Source organism: Streptomyces mesophilus, from assembly GCF_011044995.1.
Classification (GTDB): domain Bacteria; phylum Actinomycetota; class Actinomycetes; order Streptomycetales; family Streptomycetaceae; genus Streptomyces; species Streptomyces mesophilus.
Window position 1 is genome coordinate 1 of sequence record NZ_JAAKZW010000322.1, and the last position, 7,350, is coordinate 7,350.

6 protein-coding genes are annotated in these 7,350 nt (G+C 72.2%); 1 reads left to right on the plus strand and 5 read right to left on the minus strand.

Annotated elements, in window-relative coordinates; translation table 11 throughout:
* Positions 1 to 89: 89 nt before the first annotated feature.
* The 5 genes from G6045_RS37950 to G6045_RS37970 all read right to left on the minus strand — a co-directional run bounded on the left by G6045_RS37950 (position 90) and on the right by G6045_RS37970 (position 6,138).
* Positions 90 to 1,331, minus strand: coding sequence for a styrene monooxygenase/indole monooxygenase family protein (locus G6045_RS37950; RefSeq protein WP_165336796.1), 1,242 nt, complete (start codon positions 1,329 to 1,331; stop codon positions 90 to 92).
* A 62-nt stretch (positions 1,332 to 1,393) separates the two neighbouring features.
* Positions 1,394 to 2,044: a GTP-binding protein gene (locus tag G6045_RS37955; protein ID WP_165336797.1), complete on the minus strand. Its 651-nt coding sequence runs from the start codon at positions 2,042 to 2,044 to the stop codon at positions 1,394 to 1,396.
* Complete coding sequence (locus G6045_RS37960; RefSeq protein ID WP_165336798.1) at positions 2,025 to 2,435, minus strand: DUF742 domain-containing protein; 411 nt, start codon at positions 2,433 to 2,435, stop codon at positions 2,025 to 2,027. Before G6045_RS37960 ends, G6045_RS37955 begins: the two co-directional genes overlap by 20 nt.
* Positions 2,432 to 2,923 (minus strand): roadblock/LC7 domain-containing protein, encoded by a 492-nt coding sequence (locus tag G6045_RS37965; RefSeq protein ID WP_165336799.1) that lies wholly within the window; start codon positions 2,921 to 2,923, stop codon positions 2,432 to 2,434. Before G6045_RS37965 ends, G6045_RS37960 begins: the two co-directional genes overlap by 4 nt.
* 2 nt (positions 2,924 to 2,925) lie before the next feature.
* Entirely contained in the window at positions 2,926 to 6,138 is a 3,213-nt protein-coding gene (locus G6045_RS37970; protein ID WP_165336800.1) for a sensor histidine kinase, read from the minus strand.
* A 422-nt stretch (positions 6,139 to 6,560) separates the two neighbouring features.
* On the opposite strand from G6045_RS37970, the gene G6045_RS37975 reads away from it, so the two are divergent.
* The coding region (locus G6045_RS37975; protein WP_165336801.1) for a hypothetical protein at positions 6,561 to 7,350 on the plus strand (790 nt) is incomplete at its 3' end.

The window sequence follows — 7,350 nt, forward strand, 5'->3', positions numbered from 1 at the left end:
CCTATTCGTCGCCCCCGGCGCCCCCGGCGCCCCTTCCCGGAACCGGGCATGCGCCCCGGACCCCGCATCCGAACTTCGTTCGGATCTCCTCAAACGCCGGAGGGGCTGATGCCGGCCAAGTACGCCCCCGCCTTCTCCGGCTCGTAGAAGAACTCCTCGAAGTCCGACGGGTCGTTGAAGCCGTTCGCGAAGCGGTTGGCGACCGGTTGGAGGTCGCCTGCCGCGCCGATGAGGTTCAGGACGTGCTCCGGCGGGGCGCCCAGCATCGCGTTGGTCCACTTCGTGACGTGCTGGGCCGTGGACCAGTAGCGGTCGAAGGTGGACTGCATCCAGGTCTCGTCGAACGGGCGGTCCCCGTGCTCGATGATCGAGGAGAGGTAGGAATCCGCGCACTTCGAGGCCGAGTTGGAGCCCTGGCCCGTGATCGGGTCGTTGGCCACGACCACGTCCGCGACGCCCAGGACCAGGCCGCCGCCGGGCAGCCGGCCGATGGGGTTGCGGACCGTGGGGGCGTAGCGGCCGGACAAGGTGCCGTTGGCGTCGGTCAGTTCGACCTTGGTGGCACGGGCGTACTCCCAGGGCGTGAAGCGCTCCATCAGCTCCAGGGTGAGGGCCAGGTGCTCGGAGGGGTCCTTGACGCCCTGGAAGACGTCGAGCGGACCGCCGGGGATGCCTTCCCAGAAGAGGATGTCCGCGCGGCCCGAGGTGGTCAGGGTCGGCATGACGAAGAGCTCGCCGACGCCGGGGACGAGGTTGCAGCGGACCGCGTCGAAGTCCGGGTGCTCGGGGCGGGTGCCGAGGCCGTGGACGTAGGAGACGGCGAGGGCGCGCTGCGGCTCGGCGTACGGCGAGCGGGCGGCGTCGCGGCCGAACATCGAGACCAGCTCGCCCTTGCCCGCCGCGACCAGGACCAGGTCGTACGTACGGGAGAAGTAGTCGAGGTCGGAGACGGCCGCACCGTGGATGACCAGCTGGCCGCCGCGCTGCGCGAAGGTCTCCATCCAGCCGGCGAACTTCACGCGCTGGTCGACGGACTGCGCGTACCCGTCGAGCTTCCCGACCCAGTCGATCACCCGCTGGGACTCGGGACCGGCCACCGAGACACCGAGGCCCTCGATGCGCGGCGCCTGGGACTCCCAGAAGTTGATCTGGAGGTCGCGCTCATGCTGCAGCGCCGTGTGGAACATGCACTGCGTGGACATGACCCGGCCGGCCCGGATCTCGTCCGCCGTGCGGTTGGACATCAGGGTGACTTCGTAGCCCTGCGCCTGCAGGCCGAGGGCGAGCTGGAGTCCGGACTGGCCGGCTCCGACTATCAGGATCTTTCTCATGCGCGGGCAACTCCCAGAAGCGGTACGGAGATCAAGCAAGACCAGGCAGGATCAGGCAGGTGTCAGGCAGGTGTCAGGTCGAGCGCGTGGCCGACCAGGGCGAGCAGGGTCTCGACCACGGGGATACGGCGCCGCGCGTCCATGATCAGGACGGGGATGTGCTCGGGCACGGTCAGCGCCTCGCGCACATCGGCGGCCGCGAACTCCTCGGTCCCCTCGAAGTGGTTGACGGCCACCACGTACGGCAGACCGCAGCTCTCGAAGTAGTCGAGTGCCGGGAAGCACTCGTCGAGGCGCCGGGTGTCGGCGAGGACGACGGCGCCGATCGCGCCGCGCACCAGGTCGTCCCACATGAACCAGAAACGCTGCTGGCCCGGCGTACCGAAGAGGTAGAGCACCAGGTCGTCGTCGAGCGTGATCCGGCCGAAGTCCATGGCCACGGTCGTGGTCAGTTTCTCCGGGGTCGCGCTCAGGTCGTCGGACTCGGCGCTCGCCTGGGTCATCAGGGCCTCGGTCTGCAGCGGAGTGATCTCCGAGACCGAGCCGACCAGGGTCGTCTTGCCCACGCCGAAGCCGCCGGCCACCACGATCTTCGTGGCCACGGGCGCGCGCGTACGGTCCAACTGCCAGGCCTGTGCGCCCTCTTCGGTCTCGGGGAGCCAGGGTTCTATGACGGTGTCGGACGGGGCCGTGTCAGAGGCGACGGAGTCCACTCAGCACCCTTTCCAGCAGTGCACGGTCGGGCTGTCCGGGGCCGTGGCCGGTCCCGTACACCCGGATCCTTCCCTGGTCGGCGAGGTCGCTGAGCAGCACGCGGACCACACCGAGCGGCATTTTGAGCAGGGCCGCGATCTCGGCGACCGTGCGCATCCTGCGGCAGATCTCGACGATGGCCCGCAGCTCCGGCATCACCTTGGTGTGCAGGCTGCCCTGCGGGAGTTCGGGCCGGTCGTCCGGGCCGCCCTCCAGGGCGGGGACCGCGGCGACGAAGGTCTCCACGAGCAGGACGTGCCCGAAACGGGTGCGGCCGCCGGTCAGCGAGTACGGGCGCACCCGGGCGGGCCTCCGGTCCGCGCCGCGCACCGGTAGTTTCGCGGGGCTCACTGAACCCGGCTCCTCTCCCTCGACTGCCGTAGCTCACTGCGGAGTTCGGGCGTCAGGACATGTCCGGCCCGGCCCACGAACAGTGCCATGTGATACGCCACCACGCTCATGTCGCAGTCGGGGGTGGCGTGCACCCCGAGCAGCGAACCGTCGCTGATCGACATCACGAAGAGGCTGCCCTCGTCCATCGCGACCATGGTCTGCTTCACGCCACCGGCCTCCATGAGGCGGGCCGCGCCGATCGTGAGGCTGCCGAGGCCGGAGACGACGGTGGCCAGGTCGGCGCTGGAGCCGCGGGGGCCCGTGGGGGCCGGTGCGGACTCATCGTTGTGCCCGGGGTCGGAGGACAGCAGCAGCAGTCCGTCCGAGGAGACCACCGCGACCGAGAGCAGGCCGGGGACCTCGTCCACCAGGTTCGTCAGCAGCCAGTGCAGGTTGCGGGCCTCGGTGCTGGCGCTGATACCGGGCACGGCGGGCTTGCTGGACACCGTCAACTGCGGGCCTCCTTGAGTGAGTCCCCCGGTTCCGTGGTCTCTTGCTGCGGGTCCGTCTGTGGTGCTTCGGTCTGTGGTGCTTCGGTCCGTGGGGCTTCGGTCCGTGGGGCTTCGGTCCGTGGGGCTTCGGTCCGTGGGGCTTCGGACTGGTGCGGTACGCCCGAGGTTGCCGGTCCGTCCTGAGTGGCCGGACCGTCCGCGAGTTCGGCCTCGACGTCGCGGCGGCCGGTCTCCGCACCCTGGCGGAAGCCGGCGAGCCGGCGGCGCAGGGCCTCGGCGTCCACACCCTTGGGGCGCGCGGGCGCGGCCTGGGTGCCGGGAGCGGGCGCGGTCACCTTGGGGGTGCGCTTGGGCAGCCCCTTGTCGGTGACGCGCTCCCACTTGGGGGCGCGGGGCGCGGGCTGCGCTTCCGCGCGCGGGGGCTCGTGCTCGGCTTCCGTGCGCTGGGACTCGCTCTCGGCTTCCGCATGCGGGGTCTCGTCCTCGGTGCGCTCGTGCGCGTGGTCGTCGGGGACGGCCTTGATCCGGGTCGGGCGCAGGAGGTGCGGGGTGTCCAACTCAGGGGCGGGGAGGGAGAGTTCGAGGGTGGTCTCGGGCCCGGTCGCTTCGAAGGGCTCGGACACGTCCGACGGCCCCTCGGCGTGAAGGGCTTCCCCTGCCCCCAACGGCTCGCGCTCACCGAACGCCGCCGCCACGAGGTCCTCGCCGCCGAGCGCCGGCTCAGCATCCAGGTACGGGGACGGGGACGGAGACGGGGCCAGAGACGGGGACGGGTCCGACTCCGGGTCGGGGTCGGGGTGTTCGGTTACGGGGCCTGCTTCCCGTACGGAATCGGGATCCGCCTCCCGTACGGAATCGGCCTCTGCTTCCCGTACGGAATCGAGCTCCGCCTCCCGTACAGAATCAGCCCCCACCTCCCGTACGCCCTCATCAGCCGCACCCGAAGACCCCTCGGCACCCGAAGCGACCGCCTCGGACGGATCGGATGGATCGGACGGATCGGACGCCAGGCCCTCGCCGGCACCTCCGACCGGGACCGACCGTGAACGCCCCGCCAGCTCATTGGAGTTGGCCTCCGCCTCCGCCCCCGCGAGATGGAGCTCCGGCGGCGCGCCGGGGTAGGACACCCCGGGGGTGACCACCGCGGCCGGGGCGGCCGCAAGAATCGGCTTGGGCAGGACGGCGACGGCGGCGGCCCCGCCGTTCTTCTGCTCGCGCAGCTGGACCCGCACCCCGTGCCGGGCGGCGAGCCGGGCCACGACGTACAGGCCGAGGCCCAGGCCCTCGTCGCCGTCGGCGGAGCCGGTGTGCAAGGCGGCGGGGTCGAAGTCCGCAAGGCGGGAGTTGACGGCCCGCAGGCGCTCGGGTGTGAGGCCGATGCCCTCGTCCTGGACGGAGAGCATCACCTCGCCGCTCTCCAGGAGCCAGCCGGAGACCTCGACCGCCGCGTCGGGCGGCGAGAACGAGGTGGCGTTCTCCAGGAGTTCGGCCAGGAGGTGGCTCAGGTCGTCGGCGGCGAAACCGGCGAGGTGGGCGTGCGGCGGCAGGGACGCGATACGGACCCGCTCGTAGCGTTCGATCTCGCTGACCGCGGCCCGTACGACATCGACCAGCGGGACGGGACCGGGGTCGGCGTGCTTGTGCTCGGCGCCGGCGAGGACCAGAAGGTTCTCGCTGTGGCGGCGCATCACGGTGGCGAAGTGGTCCAGCTTGAAGAGCGTGGCGAGGCGCTCGGGGTCCTCCTCGCGCTCCTCCAGGCCCTCGATCACGGCGAGCTGCCGCTCGACGAGGCCGAGGGTGCGCAGCGCCAGGTTCACGAACGTGCTCTTCACGCTGTCCTCGGCGCGCTGCAACTCGTCGCGCGCGGCGGCCAGTTCCTTGCGAAGGCCGACCCGATCGCACGCCAGCTTCTCGCGCTCGCCGACGAGGTGCTTGCGGTCTTCTTCCAGGACGCCGACGCGCGCGTGCAGCTTGGCGGTGTGCTCGTACAGCGCGTTGACGGACCGTACGACCGCGGCGAACTCGTCGTTGCGCCCGGTGTAGCGCACCGGCTCCTCGGATCCCGGGCCCTTCTCGAGGCGGGCGGTACCCAGGCGCAGGACCGCGAGGGGCTGGGTGAGGGTGCGGGCCACGGCGACGCAGACGCCGAGGGCGAGCAGCGCGAGCGCGCCGACCAGGGCGATCCGCAGTTCGAGTGCGGTGACGTCCTCGTCGCGGAGTTTCGTCAGCTGCTCGATGCGGTCGGTGGCCAGGGTGTTCTCGACGCTGCGCAGCTGGTCGACGCGGGCCGTGAGCGTGGTGGCGATCTTCTCGCTGTTGTACGCGAGTTCGTCGCCGCTCAGCGTCGGCCGGTCGGTGAGGCGGGCGAGGTAGCGGTCGGCGGTGGCGACGTCGGGGCCCGTGACGGTGGTGCGCAGTTTGGCGCGCTGGTCCGCGGGGGCGCCGGCGGCGAACGCGTCGAGCGCCGCCTGTTCGCCGAGCCGGGCCTGGTACGCCGCGCCGGTGAGGGCGTCGCGGCGGCGGTCGTCGTCGGTGCGGGCCCCCTGCGCTGTGACGGGCAGGCCGGTCACCGGGTCGATCACGGTCTGCGGGGCGGTGCGCGGTGTGGCGTACGCGGCGAGCAGCAGCCCGCGGACGGCGCCGGCCTGCGCCACGGCCCGGTCGAGGTCGGCGAGCGCGTGCCGGCCCGCTCCGGCGCGCGGCGGCAGCTGGTCGGCGAGCTCCTCGGTGAGCCGGTGCAGTTCGGTAAGGGCTTCGGTGTACGCGGTGTGCGCTTCGAGCGCCGAGCCCTTGCCGGTCAGTGCCTGGCGTCGTACGCCCGTGAAGGCCGCAAGGTCCTCGCGCAGGGCGGCGGGGGCCTCGGCGCGCAGTTCGGCGAGCTGGCGGTCGATCCGCGCGGTGGCTTCGGGGCGTTTGGCGTCGGGGCGGCCCGCGGCGATGTACGAGGTGACCTCGTCGCGTTCGTCGCTCAGCGCGTGCGAGAGCGTGACGGCCTGCTGGGTGAGCTCGGCGAGGTCCACCAGGCGCTGGGTGTCGGCCACTTGGGAGGAGGCGCTGAGGACGGCGGGGGCGCCCGCGCCGGCGACGGCGGCGACGACCACCGCGACCGCGGCGATCAGACGGCTGCGTACCCGGACCGTCCGGCCTGGTGTGGCCGGAGATGCCGTCGGCACCTCACCAGGCCGCTTGCTCTGCACCGGTGCTCGCATCCTCGTTGCTCTCGGTGTTCTTGTCGTGCGCCGCTCGGGCTGTGTGCCCGTGCGTCGCATGCGCCGCGAGGTGCGGCACAGGGCGCGGGGGCTGCTTGCTGTGTCGCGTCGTCCACCGTGTCCGGTGAGGTGACGTGCCCTCTCTGGTACGGCTTATGACCATTCCAGCGCGCCTGGGTGGTGGTCGCCCTTAGCCGGGCGGGCCACCCGAAGGAGTGAACCTCGCCGGGAGTTGAGGGATCAAGTTCCACTTCCCCGTCGCCACGCAAAGGCGCGCGGCGGTTCGGGGCGCCGGTTGGACGGCGGGCACGGCCTTTGGCAAGATGCCCCGCCACCCCGGCCGCAAAGGGCGTGGTCCAGGCCAACTCCCCGGCTCCGCGCCCTCTGTGAAGGTCCTGCGCACACTCGTGCAGACTGCATGGATGCGCGTCGAACTCTCCACGGAACCCGGAAACCCCGCACGCCCCAACGAGGACTTCGCCTCCGTGGCGCTGCCCGCCTCAGGACAGGGCGGGGCGCTGGTCGTCCTGGACGGGGTGACACCCCCGGACGGGGACGACGGTTGTGTGCACGACGTGCCCTGGTTCGTGGCCCGACTTGGCGGGGCTCTGGGTGAACTGTCCGTTTCCCGGCGGGACATGACCCTGGCCGAGATCCTCGCCCTGGCCATCGGCCGCACCGCCGACGCCCACCGCTCGACCTGTGACCTTTCTCACCCCCGTACGCCTCAGGCGACGGTGGTCCTGGCGCGTTGGGACGCGGACGCGGTCGAGCACCTGGTGCTGTCCGACTCGGCGCTCCTGGTCGAGTCGCCGGCCGGCGAGGTCGAAGCGGTGGTCGACCGCAGGCTCGACCAGCTGCCGCACCGCGTGACGGCGGCGCGGACCGCGGTGCGCGCCCTGGCGGAGGGCTCCCCGGAACGGGCGGCAGCGGCGCGGGAGTACGTGGCGGCCGTCGAGTCCCTGCGCAATGCCGAGGACGGCTTCTTCACGGCGGCCGCGGACCCGTCGGCGGCGCTGCGCGCGGTCACGGGCACCCGTCCGCGCCGCGACGTCCGCACCCTCGTCGGGCTCACCGACGGGGCGACCCGCTGGGTGGAGAAGTTCGGCGAGGGCGACTGGGCGGAGTGCTTCGCGTTCCTGCGCAAGACCGGACCGCAGGGGCTGGTGGACCGGGTGCGGGTCCTCGAGCGGGAGCGGGTGGCGGCGGGGG

Bases quoted from the DNA above. Each gene is read 5' to 3' on its own strand.
- G6045_RS37950 (WP_165336796.1), bottom strand. From the start codon at position 1,331: ATGAGAAAGATCCTGATAGTCGGAGCCGGCCAGTCCGGACTCCAGCTC.
- G6045_RS37970 (WP_165336800.1), bottom strand. From the start codon at position 6,138: ATGCGAGCACCGGTGCAGAGCAAGCGGCCTGGTGAGGTGCCGACGGCA.